The 22,722-nt window shown below is 49.3% G+C and carries 17 protein-coding genes; 14 read left to right on the top strand and 3 right to left on the bottom strand.

Annotated features, from left to right (window positions below):
- The first annotated feature begins 103 nt into the window (after positions 1-103).
- The 8 genes from argC (at position 104) to ABN764_RS06675 (ending at position 10,096) form a co-directional block, all read left to right on the top strand.
- Positions 104-1,165: an N-acetyl-gamma-glutamyl-phosphate reductase gene (gene argC / locus ABN764_RS06710; protein ID WP_174807486.1), complete on the top strand. Its 1,062-nt coding sequence runs from the start codon at positions 104-106 to the stop codon at positions 1,163-1,165.
- Between the two features lie 79 nt (positions 1,166-1,244).
- Complete coding sequence (gene argJ, locus ABN764_RS06705) at positions 1,245-2,492, top strand: bifunctional glutamate N-acetyltransferase/amino-acid acetyltransferase ArgJ (protein WP_315747230.1); 1,248 nt, start codon at positions 1,245-1,247, stop codon at positions 2,490-2,492.
- A 209-nt stretch (positions 2,493-2,701) separates the two neighbouring features.
- Positions 2,702-3,538, top strand: coding sequence for an acetylglutamate kinase (argB, locus tag ABN764_RS06700; protein WP_446671389.1), 837 nt, complete (start codon positions 2,702-2,704; stop codon positions 3,536-3,538).
- 108 nt (positions 3,539-3,646) lie between these two features.
- Positions 3,647-4,858, top strand: a complete 1,212-nt coding sequence (gene argD, locus ABN764_RS06695; RefSeq protein ID WP_446671388.1) for an acetylornithine transaminase — start codon at positions 3,647-3,649, stop codon at positions 4,856-4,858.
- A gap of 65 nt (positions 4,859-4,923) precedes the next feature.
- A complete protein-coding gene (argF, locus tag ABN764_RS06690; protein ID WP_446671387.1) occupies positions 4,924-5,877 on the top strand; it encodes an ornithine carbamoyltransferase in 954 nt (317 codons plus the stop codon).
- 80 nt (positions 5,878-5,957) lie between these two features.
- Positions 5,958-7,223: an argininosuccinate synthase gene (locus tag ABN764_RS06685; RefSeq protein WP_446671386.1), complete on the top strand. Its 1,266-nt coding sequence runs from the start codon at positions 5,958-5,960 to the stop codon at positions 7,221-7,223.
- Between the two features lie 20 nt (positions 7,224-7,243).
- Entirely contained in the window at positions 7,244-8,662 is a 1,419-nt protein-coding gene (gene argH / locus ABN764_RS06680) for an argininosuccinate lyase (protein ID WP_446671385.1), read from the top strand.
- 258 nt (positions 8,663-8,920) lie between these two features.
- Positions 8,921-10,096 (top strand): KamA family radical SAM protein, encoded by a 1,176-nt coding sequence (locus ABN764_RS06675; RefSeq protein ID WP_446671384.1) that lies wholly within the window; start codon positions 8,921-8,923, stop codon positions 10,094-10,096.
- A 285-nt stretch (positions 10,097-10,381) separates the two neighbouring features.
- Here the strand turns inward: ABN764_RS06675 and ABN764_RS06670 are convergent, their stop codons facing one another.
- Positions 10,382-11,809 (bottom strand): VanW family protein, encoded by a 1,428-nt coding sequence (locus tag ABN764_RS06670; protein ID WP_446671383.1) that lies wholly within the window; start codon positions 11,807-11,809, stop codon positions 10,382-10,384.
- Between the two features lie 349 nt (positions 11,810-12,158).
- Between ABN764_RS06670 and ftsE the strand changes: the two genes are divergently transcribed.
- The 5 genes from ftsE (at position 12,159) to ABN764_RS06645 (ending at position 18,238) form a co-directional block, all read left to right on the top strand.
- Positions 12,159-12,845, top strand: coding sequence for a cell division ATP-binding protein FtsE (gene ftsE / locus ABN764_RS06665; RefSeq protein WP_021258837.1), 687 nt, complete (start codon positions 12,159-12,161; stop codon positions 12,843-12,845).
- Positions 12,835-13,746 (top strand): permease-like cell division protein FtsX, encoded by a 912-nt coding sequence (gene ftsX / locus ABN764_RS06660; RefSeq protein WP_090514120.1) that lies wholly within the window; start codon positions 12,835-12,837, stop codon positions 13,744-13,746. Before ftsE ends, ftsX begins: the two co-directional genes overlap by 11 nt.
- Before the next feature lie 66 nt (positions 13,747-13,812).
- On the top strand, positions 13,813-15,063 hold the full coding sequence (locus ABN764_RS06655; protein ID WP_446671382.1) for a murein hydrolase activator EnvC family protein: 1,251 nt from the start codon (positions 13,813-13,815) through the stop codon (positions 15,061-15,063).
- An 83-nt stretch (positions 15,064-15,146) separates the two neighbouring features.
- Positions 15,147-16,583: a S41 family peptidase gene (locus ABN764_RS06650; RefSeq protein ID WP_072729027.1), complete on the top strand. Its 1,437-nt coding sequence runs from the start codon at positions 15,147-15,149 to the stop codon at positions 16,581-16,583.
- Positions 16,584-16,858: 275 nt separating this feature from the next.
- Complete coding sequence (locus ABN764_RS06645; protein ID WP_446671381.1) at positions 16,859-18,238, top strand: PDZ domain-containing protein; 1,380 nt, start codon at positions 16,859-16,861, stop codon at positions 18,236-18,238.
- Between the two features lie 331 nt (positions 18,239-18,569).
- Here ABN764_RS06645 and ABN764_RS06640 read toward each other — a convergent pair whose 3' ends face one another.
- Positions 18,570-19,382 carry an OmpA/MotB family protein gene (locus ABN764_RS06640; protein WP_268624035.1) on the bottom strand — a complete coding sequence of 271 codons (813 nt, stop codon included), beginning with the start codon at positions 19,380-19,382 and terminating at the stop codon, positions 18,570-18,572.
- Complete coding sequence (locus ABN764_RS06635; protein ID WP_268624034.1) at positions 19,366-20,178, bottom strand: flagellar motor protein; 813 nt, start codon at positions 20,176-20,178, stop codon at positions 19,366-19,368. The genes ABN764_RS06640 and ABN764_RS06635 overlap by 17 nt, the downstream gene beginning before the upstream one ends.
- A 495-nt stretch (positions 20,179-20,673) precedes the next feature.
- Between ABN764_RS06635 and uvrB the strand changes: the two genes are divergently transcribed.
- Entirely contained in the window at positions 20,674-22,671 is a 1,998-nt protein-coding gene (gene uvrB, locus ABN764_RS06630; RefSeq protein ID WP_446671380.1) for an excinuclease ABC subunit UvrB, read from the top strand.
- The last annotated feature ends 51 nt before the right edge of the window (positions 22,672-22,722 follow it).

The following is a 22,722-nucleotide window of genomic DNA, read 5'->3' as shown; positions in this document are numbered from 1 at the left end:
CAGTTATTTCAGGGCAGTAGCAATACCTCAGAGTTTATACCGATCACAACGAAGCATACGTTCAGGAGCTTATACGAGAGTAGTGAGGAATGGAGAGAGTGGAATGAATCAAGAGAAGCATGTACGAGTAGCCATTGTTGGTTCCACTGGCTACGGCGGTGTCGAACTTATCCGGCTGTTATTGAATCATCCGAATGTCACGATCACATCAGTCATTTCAGCATCAAGCGCAGGAGCACCCATTGCAGACGGATATCCGCATTTGCATGAAGTGATGTGCGATACGTTGGACGGGGTGGATGTGGAAGAGATGCGAAGGAAGGCAGACGTTGTGTTTACAGCAACTCCTTCCGGCGTGAGCGGACAGCTGGTGCCGAAGCTGCTGGAGGCAGGACTCGCCGTTATCGATTTGTCCGGGGACTTCCGCATTAAGGATGGCGAGCTTTATACGACATGGTATAAGCACGCTGCTCCACCGGAAGAGTGGCTAGCGGAAGCCAAGTACGGCTTGTGTGAGTTGTACCCAGAACGTGGATATGCAGAAGGGCGTAAGTTCATTTCCAATCCAGGCTGCTACCCAACGGCAACGCTGCTCGGACTCATTCCAGCACTGCAAGCAGGATGGATTCAACCTGACAGTCTCATTATTGACGCGAAATCCGGCGTATCCGGAGCTGGTCGAGGCGTAAACTTAGGCGTTCATTATGCGGAGATTAATGAAAACTTCAAGGCCTACAAAGTTAACAAGCATCAGCATATCCCGGAAATCGAGCAGGTTCTTAGCGAGGTTGCACAGCAGCCAGTAACGGTGACGTTCACCACGCACTTGGCGCCGATGACTCGCGGCATTATGTGCACGATGTATGCGACGCTTGCAGGGACATATATCGAAGAGGACTTTATATCTCTCTATCAAGAGTATTATGCAGGACGGAGATTCGTTCGCATTCGTCCACAAGGACAGTGGCCGGCAACGAAGGAAGTGTTCGGATCGAACTTTTGTGATATCGGTTTTGCCGTAGATCGGAGAACAAAGCGGGTAACGATTATTTCCGTTATCGACAATGTCGTCAAGGGCGCGGCAGGCCAAGCGATACAGAATTTGAATCATATGATGGGATGGGGCGAGGCGACGGGGTTGATGCTCACACCAGTGTACCCATAACGTGAACATAAATACGGATAGCATGAAGCTATCCAATGAAAAAGATGTACGACTTTGATAAAGAAGAAGGTTGATAGGGATGCAAACGCAAGCTCTGAGCACAGAGACGCAATTATTTAACATTATCGATGGATCAGTTACAACACCTCATGGATTTCTGGCCAGCGGGCTGTATTGCGGCTTGAAGAAATCCGAACGCAATGATTTGGGAGCTATCGTATGCGATGTGCCTGCTACAGCAGCTGCTGTGTACACAACGAACGTATTCCAAGCGGCGCCGCTTGCCGTAACGCGTGCTAGTTTGAAGGAAGAGGGCAAGCTGCAAGCCATTATTGTGAACAGTGGAAATGCCAATGCATGCACAGGCAAGCAAGGGGAAGCGGATGCTTACCGGATGCGCAGTGCATTTGCAGAGCAGCTTGGCATTGCACCGCATTACGTGGCTGTTGCATCCACAGGTGTCATCGGCGAGCCGCTGAAGATGGATTGCGTGGAGAGAGGGATCGTGGAGCTTCCTACGAAGTTGACTGAGCTTGGAGAAGGTGCGGAGCAGTTCTCACAAGCGATTTTGACAACAGATCTGGTGAAGAAGGAAGCATGTGCGGTCGTTATGGTCGATGGCAAGCAAGTTACGGTTGCGGGGTGCGCCAAGGGCTCGGGAATGATTCATCCGAACATGGCTACGATGCTTGGGTTCGTAACGACCGATGCATCAATCGGTCAAGAGGCACTGGCAGGTTTACTTCGTTCCACAACGAACAAGACATTCAATATGATAACGGTGGATGGAGATACGAGCACGAACGATATGCTTATCGCACTGGCGAGCGGCATGGCAGGCAATGAACCTCTCCATGAGCAGCATGAAGCATGGCAAGCGTTCGCAGCAGCATTCCACTATGTGTGTGAACAGCTGGCTAAAGCAATCGCTCGCGATGGAGAAGGAGCGACGAAGCTGATTGAGGTGCGTGTCACTGGAGCTGTATCAGATGAGGCGGCATCTGCGATTGCCAAGTCGATTGTTGGATCAAGTCTTGTGAAATCAGCTGTATTTGGTGCAGATGCGAACTGGGGCCGGGTTATAGCAGCTGTGGGTTATGCGGGGCAGCCGGTTAATCCCGATACGGTGGATATTCATATGGGGCCAATCACTGTGCTTCAGCAGTCAACACCGGTTGCATTTGATGAAGAGGCGGCGCTTGCCTATTTGAAGGGAGATACAGTCATCTTCCACGTTGATTTACATATGGGAGCTGGCGAATCCAAGGCATGGGGTTGTGACTTAACTTATGATTACGTGCGCATCAATGCGGCGTACCGAACATAGAGCGAGGCAAATGGAGGTCGTGATCTGTTGCAGTAACTGGACTGCAGTGACATAGCAACAGCAGCGCTACGAGCAGCGGATTTCTTTTTGCGCACAGTATTGGGATAGGAAATCAGAGAGAGACATCGGAGAGGCTAGATAAGCTGCAAGCAAGTGTAAAGTTTCATTAAGCGGTGTAAAGCAAGAGTGGGAAGGAGCGGCGTCGGAGTATGGCAACGACAGAAACTCAGGGCATAGAGCAGTCATCGGCGGCTACAGCTGTAAAGCTGTTCGTCATGAAATGCGGGGGAAGCACCTTGGCAGCATTGCCGAATTCGTTCTATGAACAGCTTCATCAGCTTCAGGAGGAAGGTACAGTTCCTGTAATCGTGCATGGCGGTGGGCCTGCGATATCAGGCATGCTGGATAAGCTCGGTATCGAGTCCGAATTCATCGGCGGGCTTCGTAGGACTGATGAAGCTGTGCTTGACGTCGTCGAAATGATCCTTGCCGGACAAATCAACAAGCAAATCGTACGGCGTCTCACACAAGTAGGGGCTAAGGCGATTGGGCTGTCGGGAACAGATGGTGGACTCATTCAGGCGGAGCCGGTACCTAACGCGGCACAAGTAGGCTTTGTCGGAGATGTGACCTATGTCAATGCATCCTTGCTGGCTGGATTGGTCGACTTGAATCACATACCTGTGATTGCGCCAGTTGGTCTAGATCGTGCAGGCCAACGCTATAACATCAATGCTGATACTGCAGCAGGTGCTGTAGCGGCTTATCTCGGATCGGAGCAGCTTATTGTGGTAACGGATGTACCCGGCATTATGAGGAACGGCCCAGAAGGGAAAGTTGTACTTCCCGTTGTGACGACTGAGGAAGTTGAGGCGATGATCGAGAGTGGCGATATTTACGGAGGGATGATCCCGAAGGTGCAGGCTGCGATGAAATGTCTGGAGGGCGGCGTGCAGGAGGTTGTTATTGCTGACGGATCTGAAACTGATGTACTGCGCCGATTGATGGCCGGGGAAGCAATAGGAACTCGAATTGTTAGGTCATAGATGACCTATTAAGACATGGAATAAATCAAAAAGTAGGATTTAGATAGCAGAATGCTGCAGCTGAGAGGCTGTGAATAGAGTAACAGACTGAACGAAGGGGTGGAGACGATGACGAAGAATGTAGATGCCGGGAAAGAAGCTAGCGCTTTGTTTCCAACGTATGCTCGCTATCCAATTGCACTGGTCAAGGGGCAAGGAAGCCGCGTATGGGACAATGAGGGGAAATGCTACTTGGATTTCATGAGCGGCATAGCCGTAACGAACTTGGGACATGTGCCGGAGAGGGTCAAGGCGCGTGTACAAGAACAGCTGGATACGTTATGGCACGCTTCGAATCTGTTCCATATCCCACAGCAGGAGCAAGCGGCGGAGCTGTTAACCGCGAATACATGTGCAGATGCTGTATTCTTCTGCAATAGTGGAGCGGAAGCGAACGAGGCAGCTATTAAGCTGGCGCGACGCTATCATGCGGCAGTTGCTAAGACAGGGCGGACGGAAATCATTTCGTTCCATCAATCCTTCCACGGCCGCACGTTGGCAACGCTGACAGCAACTGGTCAAGATAAGGTGAAGGATGGATTCGCTCCGCTCCCAGCAGGATTCCGTTATGTACCGTTTAACGATAGTGAAGCGCTGAAAGCTGCGATAACGGACAATACCGCAGCGATTATGCTTGAAATCGTGCAGGCAGAAGGTGGTGTCTTCCCGATCAAGGCATCATTCGCCCAAGAAGTAGCTGCATTGTGCAAAGAGCACGGGCTTCTTCTCATCGTGGATGAAGTACAAACAGGAATGGGGCGTACAGGGGCATTGTTCGCATATGAGCACTACGGCCTTCAGCCGGATATCTTTACCGTGGCCAAGGGGCTCGGCAGCGGCTTCCCGGTAGGAGCTATGCTGGCACAGGAGCATCTGCGGGCAGCGTTCAGTCCGGGCACACATGGCTCGACCTTCGGCGGCAACCCGCTCGCGATGTCAGCTGTAGTAGGCACGCTGGAGACGATGCTGGATGAGAAGGCTGCGCAGCGGGCTGCGGAGAAGGGGACGACCTTGCTTAACGCGCTGCGGGTGAAGTTGAGCGATGTTCCGTTAGTGAAGGATATACGAGGTCTCGGGCTTCTTGTTGGTATCGAGTGCGCGGAACCTGTGGCGGATGTGATTAAGGAAGCACAGCAAGCGGGCTTGCTTTTCATTAGCGCGGGGCCGAATGTGATTCGTTTGCTTCCGAATCTGTTTGTAACTGATGAAGAAATCGAAGAGGCTGTGGCGATTATCCACGATGTATTAGTGAAGCGTTCAGAAGTCGTTGCTACGGCATAGTTGACAATCAGAGCGTGTGTACAGATCGGATGGGAAGACAGCGACTATATACGGAGGTGGCCTTGATGGCAATAACAGCATCTACAATTGATTTGCGCGGACGCGATTTTATTGCGCTCGCTGACTATACGAAGGAAGAATTGCAATACTTGATCGATCTCGCGATTGAGCTGAAGCGGAAGCAGAAGGCAGGCGAGGTGTATCATCCGCTGAAGGGGAAGACACTCGGGATGATCTTCGAGAAGTCCTCCACACGCACGCGTGTATCGTTCGAAGTAGGGATGTACCAGCTCGGCGGCCAGGCATTGTTCTTGAGTAAAAATGATCTGCAAATTGGCCGCGGGGAGCCAATATGGGATACTGCCCAGGTGCTGTCTCGCTACGTGGATGGCATTATGATCCGAACGTTTGCTCATCGTACGGTCATAGATTTGGCGCGCGGCGCTACCATACCGGTTATTAATGGATTGACGGATATGAATCATCCATGCCAAGCGCTGGCCGATTTCCAGACGATATATGAGAAAAAAGGAACGCTGCAAGGCTTGAAGCTGGCCTATATCGGGGATGGCAATAATATGGCGAATTCACTGCTGATGGGAGCAAGCAAGCTGGGGATGCATGTCGCTGTCGCATCGCCCGAAGGATATATGCCGGATGAAGGCATTGTGAAGCAAAGCCGCGAGCAGGCGCAGCAGTCAGGATCTCAAGTGCTCATTACTAGTGATCCGAAGGAAGCAATCGCGAACGCCGATGTGGTCTATACAGACGTATGGGCAAGCATGGGGTTCGAGGCGGAACAGTTGAAGCGTGAGCAAGCATTCCGTAACTTCCAAGTGAATGAAGAATTAGCTCGGTATGCGAAGCCTGATTATATATTCCTGCACTGCTTGCCTGCACATCGTGGTGAAGAAGTCAGTGAAGGTGTTATTGATGGAGGCCACTCTGTTATTTTCGATCAAGCGGAGAATCGTCTGCATGCGCAGAAGGCGATTATGGCTTCCTTGATGGGAGAGTAACGTATTTATGGATCGAGTTTACTGAACTTTTCGAACCTCATCTCTACAGCATTTGAAGCATATTGAACGGGGGAGTCATCGTGGCAAAGAACAAAATTGTGCTGGCCTATTCAGGCGGCTTAGATACATCCGTCATTCTAACATGGCTAAAGGAAACCTATGACGCAGAGATTATTACGTTTACCGCGGACATTGGGCAGAAGGAAGAACTAGAGGGCCTTGAAGAAAAGGCAATCGCAACAGGTGCATCCAAAGTCTACATCGACGATTTGCGTGCAGAGTTTGCGCAGGACTTCATCTTCCCAATGTTCCAGGCAGGTGCGCTGTATGAAGGGCAATATCTGCTCGGCACGAGCATTGCGCGTCCGCTCATTGCGAAGCGGATGATTGAGATTGCTCGTATGGAAGGCGCAACGGCGATTGCTCATGGTGCAACGGGCAAAGGGAATGACCAAGTCCGCTTTGAACTGACGGCAGCGGCGCTGGCACCGGACATTCAAGTCATCGCGCCTTGGCGCTCGGAGCAATTCCGCGCTGACTTCCCAGGACGCGCTGAGATGATCGCCTATGCGGAGAAGCATGGTATTCCGGTTCAGGCTTCTGCGGCCAAACCATACTCGATGGACCGCAATCTGCTCCACATTAGCTTCGAGAGCGGCATGCTGGAGGATCCTTGGTTTGACGCAACAGCAGATGCGAATAAAGGCATGTACGTGCTGAGTGTCTCTCCAGAGGATGCGCCGAATGAGTCGGAGCTCATCGAATTAACATTCGAGCAAGGTAATTGTACTGCGGTTAACGGAGAGGCGCTCTCCCCTCTGCAGGTAATGGAGACATTGAATGAGCTTGGCGGCAAGCACGGCATTGGTCGTGTCGATATGGTAGAGAACCGCTTCGTCGGCATGAAGAGCCGCGGCGTCTATGAGACACCGGGCGGTGCGATTCTATTTACGGCACACCGCATCATGGAATCGTTGACGATGGATCGCGAAGTAATGCATATCCGTGACTCGCTTATTCCGAAGTACAGTGCTGCAGTATACAACGGGTTCTGGTTCGCACCGGAGCGGCTTGCGATTCAAGCACTCGTCAACGAAAGCCAGAAGCATGTGACGGGTAGCGTACGGCTTAAGCTGTACAAGGGCAATGTGATGGGCGCTGGCGTACAGAGTCCAGTCAGCTTATACAATCCAGATATCGCGACGATGGAGGCAGACCCATCTCAGGCATACGATCAAAATGATGCAACAGGCTTTATTCATTTGAATGCTTTGCGTCTTAAGGTCGCTGCCGGCGTGCATGGTACGAAGGTTCATGGGGCTTCCTTGCAAGAAGCGGGCGTGTAACACAGGAAGGGGAGAGCATCGTGAGCAAACTATGGGGCGGTCGGTTTACGAAACAGACGGATCAACTCGTTGAACAATATACAGCTTCGATTACATTCGATAAAGCAATGGCAGAAGAGGATATACAGGGCAGCCTTGCTCACGTGTCGATGCTGGGGGCTTGCGGTATATTGCCGCAGGAGGATGTAGATCAGATAACGGATGGACTTCATCAGGTCGCGAGTATGATCCGCCGCGGGGAGCTGGATTACTCCGTATCCGATGAGGACATTCATATGAATATTGAAAAAGCGCTCATTGAGCTTGTTGGCCCGGTGGGCGGCAAGCTGCATACTGGACGCAGCCGCAACGACCAAGTGGCAACCGATATGCACTTGTACTTACGCAAGCGTGTGGTGATCTTTGTTGAGCTGCTTGTGCAGCTGCAGGAAGCACTTATTGCGCAGGCGAAGGAGAACGTAGAGACAATCGTGCCTGGCTATACGCATTTGCAGCGTGCACAGCCGATTCTATTCGCCCATCACTTGATGGCGTATGTCGCAATGTTCGAGCGCGATATCGAGCGTTTGACGGACAGCTATAAGCGCATTGATATGCTTCCACTTGGAGCGGGTGCGCTCGCGGGGACGACATTTGCGATTGATCGTCATTACACCGCGAAGCAGCTTGGCTTCAGCCGCATATATGAGAACAGTCTTGATGCAGTGAGCGATCGGGATTTCATCGTGGAGTTCCTGTCGAACGCTTCCCTGATTATGATGCACTTATCCCGCTTGTGTGAAGAGCTTGTGCTCTGGTCGAGCACAGAATTTCAATTCGTGGAGCTGGACGATGCATTCTGCACGGGTTCCAGTATTATGCCGCAGAAGAAAAATCCAGACGTCGCGGAACTAGTCCGCGGAAAGACAGGGCGGGTATACGGTAATCTCGTAGGCATGCTGACGGTACTCAAGGCACTGCCGCTAGCCTATAACAAGGATATGCAGGAAGACAAGGAAGGCATGTTCGACACTGTGCATACGCTGGACGGTGCACTGCGCCTATTTGCACCGATGATCGCTACGATGAAGGTGAATCGCAGCCGCATGCGGGAGGCAGTGCGTCAGGACTTCTCCAACGCAACTGACATTGCAGATTTCCTCGTTGGCAAAGGACTGCCATTCCGTCAGGCGCATGAAGTTATCGGCAAGACGGTGCTGTACTGTATTGAACAGAACAAATACCTGCTTGATCTAACCCTGGAGGAGTTCAAGCAGTTCTCTGAGCTGTTCGATGATCGTATCTATGCTGTCCTTCAACCTGAGCAGGTTGTCAATGCACGCAACGTATACGGCGGAACAGCAACGGTGCAGGTGGAGGCCGCCATTGGGCGGGCAGAACAAGCATTGGCACAGAAGGCGCTCTGGATTGAAGCCAACGGTGGGATCAAGTTAGCATAGTAGCTGACGGTGGACTGATATCTGTTGGATGGGATCAGCGATAGTATTCAGAATCGCCATGAAATTAAGCAATTCAACTTATCGAGGAGCACTGCGCGTTAATAGCGTCCCGTGAGGCGCTGACGCGCTTGTTCTTTTTTTGCATTGAAGGGAGGTTTTGCTTCGCAGGCTTCACCCCTTCCATTGCCTGAATATGTAAACATGTGTATAATTAACAATATGCATATGCACGATCAAACTTCATAAGGAGGAATGCTAATGCCTCAGCCGAAGTACGTCACCGATATCGACAAGGTCACACAGTTGCCCGAGACGGAAAGGAAACGGCTCAAGCAGATTACCGAGAAATTTGTATTTCGCGTTAACGATTATTATTTGAACCTCATTGATTGGAACGACCCCAATGACCCGATTCGGAAGCTTGTTATCCCGAATACCGGGGAACTGAAAGAGTATGGACGATGGGACGCCTCAGACGAGGACACGAACTACGTAGTTCCTGGCTGCCAGCACAAGTATTCATCTACCGCACTATTAATTGTATCGGAAGTATGCGGCGCCTATTGCCGATACTGCTTCCGCAAGCGACTATTCCGCAACGATGTCAAAGAAGCGATGTCCGACGTGAATCCAGGGCTCGCCTATATTGCCGAACATCCCGAGATTAACAATGTCCTGCTTACCGGCGGAGACAGTCTGATTCTAGCCACCCCGAAGCTGCGCATGATTTTACAACGTCTGCGCGATATCCCTCATGTTAAGATTATTCGATTGGGCTCCAAGCTGCCCGTTTTTAATCCGATGCGGATTTATGAAGATGAGTTATTGCTGGAGACGATTCGTGAATTTTCAACACCTGACCACCGGATTTATGTGATGGCCCATATTAATCATCCACGAGAAATTACAGAAGAAGCGAAGCGCGGATTCCAAGCACTGCACGAAGCTGGAGCTATCGTAGTCAATCAGACGCCGGTATTGCGGGGGATTAATGATGATGCTGAGGTACTCGGAGAACTGCTAGATAAGCTGTCATGGGCTGGGGTAACCCCGTATTATTTCTTTATTAACCGGCCGGTTGCTGGCAATAGTGAATTCGTCCTCCCATTAAAGGAAGCGTACCAACTCGTTGAAGCAGCCAAGGCGAAGACCTCAGGTCTTGGTAAGCGGGTCAGGTTATCCATGAGCCATACATCAGGCAAAATTGAAATCCTGGCGATTGAGAACGGAAAGGCTTTTCTAAAGTATCATCAATCAAGAGAGGGCAATTATGGCGCGTTCATGGAGCTTGATTGTCCCGATGAAGCTGCTTGGTTCGATGACTTGCCAGGAAATGAGCAGTTTTGGACACCACCACGCAAAAAACGGCATGACATCGTATCTGTCAATCAGCTTGCAGATATGCCGCAGCAGCGAACGAAGCGGGATGCGTAATGCAATGTTCTGTACCTCGAAAGGGAGAAACTCCCTTCAATGCTGGGTACGGCGGCGTAGATTAATGATCTCGCCTTGCATCCGGATCCAACTTCATTCTATAGGAGGACGTGGCGCTTGACTGATGCCTCACCGCATTTTCTAATTCTGCATAGATGGTGATTGATTTACGTCCATCATTGGTTTGCCGCAATATAGTTTTATGCTTACACGAGTAAGAGCCCTCCTCATCATTGGCTGAAGGAGGGCTCTTACGATTAAACCTCAACATATTTCCCCAGTTAGCTAATCGTTGAATACCGGCCCGTTGACACCATCCTCTAAAATCGGGTTTTGATCCTTTTTCGAAGAAGACTGATCCGATCCGCCTGTATTGACGGCTATAAGTGTCGGCTGTGGTCTGTACGTATCTACAAACATTTTTTTGCGTTCGACCTCTTTGCCGTTAACGAGCTTAATTCGGTATGACTCTACCGTATAGCCCTGTTTCCCCTTCTGGATCGTCTCGTGGCTGCCGATAGGGAGGCTTGGATTTTTCACATATTTAATCGTTGGCTCCAGCACCTTCAATGTTTTGGTCTCCATCCGATAGGATACATCCTTATCCATTGTGCCGAAAAATTTAATAATGAGCCGATCGTCCTCAGCAGCAGTTCGAATAATAAGATGCTTGCCGGTTGTGTTTTTGAAGCGGAAATTAATATAGCCCTGAGAGAAGGTGGCATCTAACCCAATTGGTAAGTAAGAGACAGGTAAGGAATGATTGCGTCGCTCGACGATTTCCAGACCAGTGCGAAGTACTGCATTGTATAAGGTGCTCGATACTTGGCAGATGCCGCCGCCAATGCCGGGCACAAGCTTGCCGTTGAAGATGACGGGAGCTTCCTTGAAGCCGTATTTCTTTTCCGTTTCAGCAATGACTTTATCATAGTCGAAAACCTCACCAGGCTTCAGCACCATGTCATGAATGGTCTGGGCAGCTGCGTTGACATTATGGGTGCGCCCGTCACTGGCTTGCACGAAGCTGGTTGAGAACTCAATAATCTTTCGTTCAATCCCCTCCGCTTTCAGCGATGCTATCGTGACTGGTGGGGCTGTTTTTTGTAGTGGTACCTGTAGTGCAATGGATTGCCCTTCATTCCACGTGTGTGGGATGGAGGTGCGGATGAGTTGTTCCAGCTGTAATCGGTCGATGCGAAGGACTGTTTTTTCAGGTGTATAGCGAACGGTGTCGTCTTTTGTAATTTCTCGCTGTGCATTTACAGGCTTGCCGAATGTTTTTTCCTCCCAGTCTGGAGTCAAGCGCTTCGCCCACACGTCTTTATTCCAACGGAATTGAAGTGTCCATGATGTCGGGAAATAGTAACGTGCTTGAATTCGTTCCCAGAGAGAGCCTTCCTTCATCTTGTCGAGTGCGCGTAAAATAGGCTCCGCATCATAGGTAACGCCGAGATCAGCAAGTGTAGTTTTGACTGGTTCAACGTTCGTGTCATCGAAGGAGAATTCGAATGGCGTTTGCTCCAATTGCTTAATTTTTGCTTTTAATTGGTCGCGGAAGGCGTCCATAGATTGAGAGCCGATATTCCAAGTGGACAGATGTACGTTGGGAGGGATTGTTGGCTGTGATGCATAGCTGTGAGCCAAGCCCCATACCGCAGTACCTACCAACAAGAGTGAGGCAACGGTTATAAATAGTGCATGGATTTTTTTCACTGCAATAGCCTCCTGCTTATGAAAAAATGAAGAAATAGAGTCCTTGCTTGAAGCAAGCCTAAGGACGAGAAGATTTGATTTATTCATTCTCATACTATATGCGACTTGAATAGCAAACTTGACTCGATGAGTGTAGAGAACAAGGGAACATTGCGTTAGCTGGTTGGAGGGGAGGACTACAGCAAGGGCCGAACTGCTTCCGACGGCGTTAGCTGCTATAGAACGCTGAATGATAGCTGAATGTGGTGCTATGCGTAAAAAGATGTTGAAATTTCCTTTCTTTTAAAGGAATTAGAGCACTTATGTCGAATGTATATTAGCTGATCTTTTAAACTTAGGGTGTGATTATTTGATAGAAATGCAAGATGTATGGAAAACGTATCAAGACGGCTCTCACGCATTGCGCGGCATATCCGTCCAAATTGATAAGGATGAATTCGTCTATTTGGTTGGACCGTCGGGAGCAGGGAAATCGACATTCATGAAATTGATCTATAGAGAAGAAGTGCCTACAAAGGGGCAAATTTTCGTAAGTGGATTCAATATCGGCAAGCTGAAGCAGCGCAAGATTCCGTTCGTTCGGCGCAATATCGGTGTCGTGTTCCAGGACTTTCGACTTTTGCCGAAGCTGACTGCTTATGAGAATGTTGCCTTCGCGATGGAGGTAATCGAAGCGCCGAAGAAGGTTATTAAGCGTCGTGTGCCTGAGGTGCTTGAGCTGGTTGGATTGAAGCATAAGATGGGCAGTCTGCCGGCACAGCTGTCTGGGGGAGAACAGCAGCGAATCGCGATTGCAAGGGCAATTGTGAATAACCCATCTGTGATTGTGGCTGACGAGCCAACGGGGAACCTCGATCCAGAGACATCATGGGGAATTATGAAGCTGCTTGAGGAAATTAATTTCCGCGGCACGACGATTGTCATGGCTACTCATAACAAGGATATCGTCAACTCGATGCGCAAGCGGGTTATTGCGATCGAGCAGGGACTTATTGTTCGTGACGAGGCACGGGGGGAATACGGCTATGATTTTTAATTCACTGTCCCGCCATGTCAGAGAAGGAAGCAAGAGTATTTTCCGCAATGGATGGATGTCTTTCGCATCGATTAGTACGATAGTGATCTCGTTGTTTATATTAGGTGTGTTCATGTTATTGTCGTTGAATGTAAACGAGATGACGAAGCAAATTGATAACAAGGTACAAATTCGAGTTTATATGAAGCTTGATGCAACACAAGAGCAGAAGGAACTAGTCGCTACAGACATCGGCAATATGTCAGAAGTAAGCAAGGTTATCCCAATCTCCAAGGAAGAGGGCATGAAGCTGCTGGAGAAGAACTTGGGTGAGGACGGCAAGGAACTGCTTAACGGATATACGAAGGATACCAATCCGCTTCCGGATTCCTTCACGGTTGAGGTATACGATCCAGCAACGATTGGCATAGTCGCGAAGAAGATTAGTGCCATTAATGATACGAATAGCGCGAAGCCGCTGTGGAAGGTCAATTACGGGAAAGGAACGGTCGATACTTTGCTGAAGGTAACGGCAACCGTGCGCAACTTCGGCCTTATTATTGTAGCGGGCCTAGCCGTTACAGCGATGTTCCTTATTTCGAATACGATTAAAGTTACGATTATGGCTCGTCAGCGCGAGCTTAGCATTATGAAGCTTGTTGGGGCAACCAATTCCTTCATTCGAGGACCGTTCTTCGTCGAAGGGGCTCTCCTGGGCATTGTAGGGTCACTAATTACAGTTGGACTGCTATTTTACGGATATCAGCAGCTCGTGATGAATTTTGAGTTGGGCTTGCAGATGGTCAAGCTTATTCCACTGCAGGATGCGTGGCTGGTTGTTGGCAGCACTCTAGTGGGACTAGGCATTTTGATTGGCACATGGGGAAGTACGATTTCCATTCGTAAATTTTTGAAAGTATAGATAGCACCAACGAAATGCAGCGTATGAATGATAGGGCCCAAATCGGGGGAGATCGGAGGAACCGGATTGAAACGGAGTACTGGTTTGAAGAAGTGGATCACGTTATTCGCAAGCTTTGCAATTGTCTTCTCGATGGCGCCGCCATCTACGGGACAAGCATCAGAGTTGGACAAGGTCAATCAGCAATTGAAGCAGCTTCAGAGCGAGATGCGTCAAGCGGAGAATAAGCAGCAAGAAGCGAAGTCCATGAAGGCCGAAGCAACGAAGTTGCTTGGAAAGACGCAGAAGGATATGGACTATCTTCTGTCTGAGATTGATAAGAAAGCTAATGAGATGGCGAATGTCGCTCATCAAATAGATGAAACAGAATTAAATTTGGCTGAGGCAGCGGATGAACTGCAGAAGGTCAACAAACGAATTGATGAACGTGAGGATTTGCTTGATACGCGTGTGCGATTGATGTATACGAACGGCGTCGTGTCCTACATAGATGTATTGTTTAGTGCGACAAGCTTCTCTGATTTCCTGGATCGGTTCGATTCACTGCAATCGATCGCTGAACAAGATAAAGAAATATTGGCGGAGCATAAGCGTGACAAGCAGCTCGTAGTCCAGAAGAAGCAGGAGATCGAGACGAACCTGAAGCAAGTAAAATTGCTGTATGCGAAGCTCGATAATGCGAAGAAGGACTTAATGCTGAAGGAAAAAGAAAAAGAAGTCATGATTGCAAGCTATAATAAGCAAATTGACGAGTCAGATGACGCGAGTGAGGAGCAGGACAGACTGCTCGTTGAGTTTGCGAAGAAGCGTGCCGAGCTGCTCCGTAAGAAGAATGAGCTGATGAAGCCGAAGGAAAAGCCAAAGCCGAAGGCGAAGCCAAGAAGCAATTCGAACTCGTCGAACTCAGTGTACTCGGGCGGCAAATTTGCAGTTCCTCTTCATGATGATTATTATATCTCTTCACGATTCGGTTCGCGCACGGATCCGATTACTGGGAAACAAGGAGCGTTCCATAGCGGTCTCGATATGGCCACTCCGGGAGGTACAGATATCTATGCTGCTGAATCAGGTACAGTTCTGATTGCAGAATGGTGGTCTGGATACGGCAACTGTGTCGTCATCGATCATGGAAATGGCGTTTGGTCCCTGTATGGACATATCCGCAACGGTGGAATTAAAGTATCGAAGGGTGACCAAGTTTCACGTGGCGACAAGATTGCAGAGGTAGGAGCAACAGGCCGTGCAACAGGCAACCACCTCCACTTTGAGGTTCGCGTGGATGGAGAACGCGTTGATCCAGAACCATATTTGAAATAAAAATGGCAGTTTCGACATATACTAAGATGAAATGTTGACTGAGTAAGCGTAGGGAACATAGGGAAGACAAAGGCGGTGATTCGATGTCATTCAAAGGGCGAACCGTCGCTCTGCTCGTCGGAGCGGCTATGCTGACAGGCAGTGCCTTAACGTTTACAGTGATGGACTTGCCGATATTTGCGAGTGGTGGACAAGCTGCATCGACAGGCAATGGTTTATCAGCGAGCGAGATGCAGAAGCTGAACTCGGCGTTAGGCATTATCGAGAATAAATACGTTACCGCCGTTGAGCGCAACAAGATTGTAAATGGCGCAGTTCATGGCATGATCGCCGCGCTTAATGATCCTTACTCCTCCTTTATGGAGAAAGAAGAAGCGGAGCAATTCAACCATAGCATTGAAGGTGCTTTTACTGGGATTGGCGCGGAAGTGACGATGGAGAATGGCGAAGTGACGGTAGTATCGCCGATTAAGGGATCTCCTGCTGAGAAGGCTGGCGTCAAGCCGAAGGACGTGCTGATTTCCGTAAATGGCGAGAGTCTGGAGGGCAAAAACCTAAACGAGGCAGTAGCGAAAATCCGCGGCCCGAAGGGTACGAAGGCTAAAATACTTATCAAGCGGGCAGGGCAAACAGTTCCACTTGAGCTCATCGTTGTGCGAGATGAAGTAGACATGGAGACTGTATATCCGAAGATGCTGGATGGAAGCATTGGCTATATTGAGATTCGTCAATTCTCATTGAATACGTTCGATCGTTTCAAGGAAGAGCTTGAGAAGCTGGAGAAGCAGGGAATGAAGGGGCTTGTTATCGATGTGCGTAACAATCCGGGCGGGGTGCTCGATATTGTGCAGAAGATGACAGAGCTGTTTGTTCCAGAAGGCAAGTCCATTGTTCAAGTGGAGGATCGGAACAAAGAGCGCAGCAGCTACTTGTCTAAGGGGACTGCGAAGCTGAAGCCATATCCCGTCACGATGCTGACGAATAAGGGCAGCGCCAGTGCTTCTGAAATTATGGCAAGCGCGTTGAAGGAATCTGCTGGAGCGAAACTCATCGGTGAGCATACATTCGGCAAGGGAACAGTACAGACGAGCTATAATTCTGGAGATGGCGGTCTGATCAAGATTACAATTGCGAAGTGGTTAACGCCGCAAGGCAATTGGATTCATCAGAAGGGCATCGAGCCGGATATTGCGGTTCAGCAGCCTGACTTCTATTATGTCGCTCCTGTTCCGAAGGATAAGATGCTCGCATTTGATATGAATGATGCGAATGTCAAGAATGTTCAGATTATGCTTGATGGACTTGGTTACAAGCCAGGTCGTAAGGATGGCTATTTCTCCAAGGAGACTGAGGCAGCCATTAAGGAGTTCCAGCAAGCATCCAAACTGACCGTCACGGGCAAGGTTGATGCGAAGACGGCAGAACAGCTTGAGCAGGCGATTGTTAAGGCGATGCGGGATCCGAAGAACGATGCACAGCTCCATAAGGCGGTTGATGTACTGAAGAAGGAAATCCGCTAAATGCTGTCGAATATAAAGAAGGTCGTAAGCTTCGGCTTCGGCCTTCTTTTTCTTTTGATTGCATGAATGGGTTTTCGGGTAAATGGATACGTGTGAACGTAAAAGTTCGTCTCCATTAAAGTTATAAAGGGTTATAGAAAGTAGGTATTTGGTTTGAAGGCAAGATGGTTAGTAAGCTTGAAGACAAGGATGGCTGCAGGTGGGCAGCTTAGAGGGAACGTGTTCAGCATAGATAGAGTGCGTAGTCTAATTGGTGATGGAGAGGGGCGAATCATGTGAACCTGCTGTTGGATATCAGTATTCGGGTAGGCGAGGCTGTATTGCAATGGCTTATCTCGCCGTTTTATTGGCTGTCCATTCTACTCATTGCCATGCATTATCGCAGGCAAGTGATCCTGGAGCGAAGACTGTTCGCCGTGAAAATGCACAGCTGGATCACCCATACCTGGCATGCATGGCTTGGTGGCTTGATTTCAGGCATCCTCGTAACGTTCGCTGCAATTGGACTCGGCGTGTCTCTGACACGGGAAGTGATCGTGCTGCTGTGGATCATTGCTCTCGTACTGCTGCTTATCCGTGTTCGATTTCTGTGCCTTGCTTATGCGGCAGGCTTGCTTGCCATTATACAATTTGTACTAAATACATGGGTGACAACATGGAATCCAGATGGCTGGCTAGGGGATACCGTTGCTTCGGTGCGTGGAATGGACGCTGCTGGGCTGCTGGTGCTTGTCGCACTGCTGCATGCGGCTGAGGCTGTCCTTATTCGCAAGCAGGCAGCGCGTATGGCTGGACCGATGTTCATGGAGAGCAAGCGTGGACGCGTCGTCGGTGCCTATCGTATGCAGAGCATGTGGCCAGTTCCGCTGTTTCTACTCTTTCCAGCGGGTGAGGGAGCAGCTTTGCCTTGGATGCCGTTGTTCGGTGGAGAACTGTGGCAGCATGGCTGGTCGCTCATTGCGTTTCCAATCGTTATTGGCTTCTCCGAGCTGACATTTACGAAGCTTCCACAGCAGAAAGCAGCGCTAAGCAGTACGCGTTTGTTTGCGTATGCGGCACTGCTGCTTGCAATTTCATTAGCTGCTGCTTGGTGGGCACCGCTTGTTCCTGTGGCCGCAATTGCAGCGATTGGCATGCATGAGGGCTTAATCTGGTTGAGTCGCAGAGAAGAAGCGGAACATAGTCCGGTGTTCACCCAAGATGCTGGAGGACTCCGCATTTTGGCTGTCCTGCCGAACAGTCCGGCAGCGGAGCTTGGTATTATGCAAGGTGAAGTGATTGTGAAGGTGAACGGTGTGAAGGTAAGGACGAAGGCGGAGCTGCATCAGGCACTCCGTATGAATTCCGCGTTCTGTAAGCTGGAAGTGAACAACTTATCAGGTGAGGTTCGTTTCTTGCAGCGGGCTATTTATGCTGGTGATCACCATCAGTTGGGCGTATTGCTTGCTCCTGATGATCGGGTTGAATATGTAGCAGTTACACGGGCTCCGTCATTATTTTCATACTTGTTAGTGCCTTGGATTCGTTCCAAGCGTGGAGCAAAGCGTAAGCTGCGCGAGCAAGCAGAGAGCGATGTGCAGTCTGCAGACCACATGAGTGAGGCTGCGAAGACGTTGAATGCATCAATGCCTACAGATGTGGATAATCGAGCATAGTAAGGATAATAATTTTCGGGAATCCAATCTACTCAATTGTTTTTGGGGATATACAGCAAACTGAGTGGGATTTGTATACGAGAATCGAGATTAAGCATTTAACAAAAAGGGATTAATCAGAGTCAGTTGTGCAACTGCTCTAATTAATCCCTTTGTTTTTGAACTCAAATATATTTAATCTTGTGGATTGTGGATAATAGGATTGAAATATATGATTTTGTCGACAAGTTGTTAACATTCTGTAGATAAGTCGGTGAATAACGTGGATAAGTGCTGTTTATCCTGTGAATAACTGTTGGATAACCATACGCTTGAATCGGCTGCCGAACATTTATTGCACCATTTTCCGCAGAACAATGATTTCTACGCGTCGATTTTGTTGACGATGTTGCTCTGTGTCGTTATCCACAAGTGGACGAGTTTCGCCATAGCCGGCAATTTGGAATTGTGCGGCATCGAGCTTGTTATCATCTACGAAGTAACGAAGAACGGATAGGGCTCGGGCAGCGGATAGCTCCCAGTTATCCTTATAGCGGCCGCCTTGGGCGAACGGTAAGTTGTCCGTATGTCCCTCAATGCTGATGGATGTACTCAGCTTCGGAAGTAAGGTAGCAAGCTTCTTCAGTGGAGGGAATGCATTTTCCTTCAATTCTGCACGACTCAAATCGAACAGCAGTCGATCGCTCATTCGGATGGCGATTCCTTTTGGCGTATCAGATACGGTAATTTGACTGCCTAGTTTGTTCTCATCGATATATTGCTGGATGACACCCATGAAGTTTTTCAGCTCTGCCTCTTGCTTGCGGAAGGCCAGATCCTTGTTCGTAATTGTCCCTATTGCCACGGCTTTTTCTTCCTTTTCCTTGCCGTCGGCGCCGTCTTGCTTGGTTTGTTTGTCTCCTGTTTGTCCTGGCTTCGCATAGGATCCATCCAGAATAGTGGAGCCCTTTAAGGATGTATCCGTATTGCGGAAGGATACCTGCAGCGTTTCAGACAGAGACTCATATTTATCCACATCAATCTTACTCATGGCATACATGACGACAAAGAAGATCATAAGCAGGGTAATGAGATCCGCGTAAGTAATGAGCCAGCGCTCGTGATTCTCAGCGCGTGCTCCTGATTTTCTATTTCTGCGTCTCATGAATCATCCCCCGCTTTGCTTCTGGAACCAACTTGAGCGGTTCGAAGGAGTCTTCGGCGAGCAGGAATGAGCCAAGTTTTTTACGAATAATTTGCGGGTTCTCGCCAGCTTGTACCGCTAAAATTCCGTATTCGATCATTTCCATGACACGTAATTCTTCCATGCTGCGCGCTTTGATTTTACTTCCAATCGGCAAGTAAATGATATTTGCGGTTGCAACTCCGTATAGGGTGGCTGTGAAGGCAACGGCAATTGATGGTCCGAGCGAAGACGGATCTGACAAATTGCCGAGGACGTGAATTAGACCCATAACGGTACCGATAATCCCCATTGTTGGAGCATAACCGCCAGCTGCTTCAAATATTTTTGCATAGCCTTCATGTTTTTCTTCGATGGCGTCCATCTCCAGCTCCATCATTTGCTTCACGAGCTCTGGATCAGTTCCGTCTACAATCATCATGATGCCATCACGCAAATATCCGTTCTCATGAGTGTGGGCCTGGTTCTCCAGAGCGAGGACACCTTCTCTGCGAGCGACAGTACTCATAGCGACGATGTCGTCGATTAATTGCTGTGCGTTTGTTGAGTTGCGACCGAACGCCATCTTAAGTGCGTTCGGGATACTGCGCAGCCGATTGCCCGGGAAGCTGATGACGACAGCGGCAATCGTTCCGCCGAAGACGATGAGTGCAGCCGTTTTCTCCCATAGGCCACCCATCTGTCCACCTTCCCACAGGAAGCCTCCGATGAGTGCAGCTAAGCCGGCAAGAATGCCAATTACAGTTGTTTTGTCCATAGATAATCCTCTCTCCCGTTCATTGTTTCCCATTTGCATCCAATCGATGAAAAGAGTATAATGGAAAAGGGAACAAACATTCTTATTTTTCATATGTAAAGATGATGTCCGCCTCATGCGGGATCCTTCTTTGCAACGATTTCAGCATCCATACTATATCATGGCAACAGACCTGAGCGAACCCATTGTTTCGCCATGCTGTACCTGATATGTTTATCGGGTGGAAATTGGGCAAAGTTTAGGGGAAGAGGGCGCTTGCGGGCCTGTACCAAAGTTTTGAGTCAAGAGTCCTAGAGTGTCCCAGGACGAGCGTTTTTTGCGCGAATAAGCAGGATGAAATGCCTATAAACAGAGAATGATGAAGGAATTTATTTTCATTGCAGTAGCGTTTTGCTGTACGGGTCGGAGTACGTCTGCATAATGCAGTTCTAAGCTCTGACAGATACAGTTCATCATATAAAATGTACATGATATTAAAAAGAAAGTGGTGAAGTTGTGGCGGACTTTGAAAGGGAAGACAGACCTTTTGAGCTAGTATCCGAGTTCTCCCCTCAAGGAGATCAGCCTAAGGCGATTGAACAATTGGTTGAAGGCGTCCATCAAGGGAAACGGTATCAGACGCTGCTCGGAGCGACAGGAACAGGGAAGACCTTCACCATCGCCCAGACGATAGCTCAGTTGAATCGTCCTACGTTAATTATTGCTCACAATAAGACACTCGCTGCACAGCTGTGCAGTGAATTCAAGGAATTCTTCCCGAACAATGCTGTGTCTTATTTCGTCAGCTACTACGATTACTATCAGCCTGAAGCCTATATTCCTTCTTCCGATACGTATATTGAGAAGGATTCCAGTATCAATGAAGAGATCGACAAACTTCGTCACTCTGCTACCAGCTCCTTGTTCGAACGCCGTGATGTTATTATTGTGGCGAGTGTATCGTGCATCTATGGCTTGGGTTCCCCGATGGAGTACGGCAACCTTGTATTGTCTCTTCGGGTGGGGATGGAGAAATCGCGGAACGCGATTCTTAGCAAGCTGGTCGACATTCAATACCAGCGCAATGATATGAACTTCACACGCGGTACGTTCCGCGTGCGGGGCGATGTTGTTGAAATCTTCCCAGCCTCGAACGGTGAGAACGCAGTTCGTGTGGAGCTATTCGGTGACGAGATCGAGCGAATTACTGAAATAGATGTGCTGACTGGTGAAATTATTGGTGAACGTGAACATATCGCAATCTTCCCGGCGTCTCACTTCGTAACGCGAGAAGAGACAATGAAGGTGGCTCTCGTCAATATAGAGCGTGAATTGGAAGAAAGGTTAGAAGAATTGCGCAGTATGGGCAAGCTGTTAGAAGCACAGCGTTTGGAGCAGCGTACTCGCTATGATATCGAGATGATGCAGGAGATGGGCTTCTGTTCGGGGATCGAGAACTACTCCGGACCGCTCACATTCCGTGAACGCGGTGCAACACCGTATACGTTGCTTGACTATTTCCCTGACGACTTCCTTGTCGTGGTCGATGAGTCTCATGTTACGCTCCCACAGGTACGTGCGATGTACAACGGCGACAGAGCGCGGAAGGAAGTGCTCGTTGAGCATGGATTCCGTTTGCCGTCGGCGATGGATAATCGACCGCTTAAGTTTGAGGAATTCGAGCAGAAGGTAGGTCAGGCTGTGTTCGTATCAGCGACGCCGGGGCCGTTCGAGCTTGAGCATACTCCGAAGATGGTAGAGCAAATTATTCGTCCGACGGGTCTTCTGGATCCGATTATTGAAGTACGGCCTACGAAGGGGCAGATTGACGACTTAATTGAAGAAATTCGCATTCGCTTGGATAAAGACGAGCGTGTCCTTGTGACGACGTTAACGAAGAAGATGTCCGAGGACTTAACCGATTATTTGAAGGAAATCGGCATTAAGGTGCGTTATTTGCATTCTGATATTAAAACCTTGGAACGGATGATGCTGCTGCGTGATTTGCGGCTGGGCGTGTACGATGTGCTTGTCGGCATCAACTTGCTGCGTGAAGGGCTCGACTTGCCGGAAGTATCGCTGGTTGCGATTTTGGATGCAGACAAAGAAGGCTTCCTTCGCGCAGAACGCTCCCTCATTCAGACGATTGGGCGTGCGGCGCGGAATGCATCAGGACGTGTCATCATGTACGGGGATAAAATGACGGATTCGATGCATAAGGCCATCACGGAAACAGAACGGCGCCGCAAGATTCAGATGGCGTTCAATGAGGAACATGGCATTACGCCACAGACAATCCGCAAGAAAGTGCGCGATGTGATCGAGGCGACGAAGACAGCGGAGTCGAAGGAAGGGTACGATATCAGCAAGTCTGTCGAGAAGATGTCGAAGAAGGATCGTCAGTCGGTCATTCAGCGATTGGAAGCGGAAATGAAAGATGCCGCGAAGAACCTCCAATTTGAACGAGCAGCCGAGCTGCGTGATGCTTTGTTGGAATTGAAGGCGATGGACTAATCATAGAGCAGTAATTTTAGATGCCGTACGTGGTTCGAGTGAACCTGAACG

Origin of the sequence: Paenibacillus wuxiensis, from assembly GCF_040195695.1 — a bacterium.
GTDB classification, from domain to species: Bacteria; Bacillota; Bacilli; order Paenibacillales; family Paenibacillaceae; genus Paenibacillus_B; species Paenibacillus_B suaedae.
This window is presented reverse-complemented; position numbering and strand designations above follow the sequence as displayed.